Below are 287 nucleotides of genomic sequence, written 5' to 3'. Positions count from 1 at the left end.
AGAAGGGCACATGACCTTGCAATACAAAGCGATCTCTATCTTGACGGTGGCTACGAGCTAACAGAACGTACCGACCTTCCCATTTTTACCCCTATAGATCAGTTCAGGTTTCAGTTTAAGCGTGAATCCGATCCCGGTAGTGTGTTTGTAGTTAAGGTAAATACGCTAACAAGTGATATCTTTTTTAGTAAGGAATGAATCACACAGAAAAACTGATGGCGAATCCTGAACACAAAGAACACCTGGATGGGTTAGATAAGATCAGCGTAGTGTCCTACAGATCGGGC

General features: G+C 43.2%; 1 pseudogene. It reads left to right on the top strand.

The features are described 5' to 3' along the window. Positions 1-198 (top strand): annotated as a pseudogene (locus AB4585_RS24245) (hypothetical protein); the annotation flags it as partial. Positions 199-287: the final 89 nt, after the last annotated feature.

It is taken from the genome of Vibrio sp. 10N.222.49.C9 (assembly GCF_041474985.1).
Lineage (GTDB): Bacteria > Pseudomonadota > Gammaproteobacteria > Enterobacterales > Vibrionaceae > Vibrio > Vibrio crassostreae_C.
Note: the sequence above shows the minus strand (reverse complement) of the source record. Positions and strands in the feature narration are given on the sequence as shown.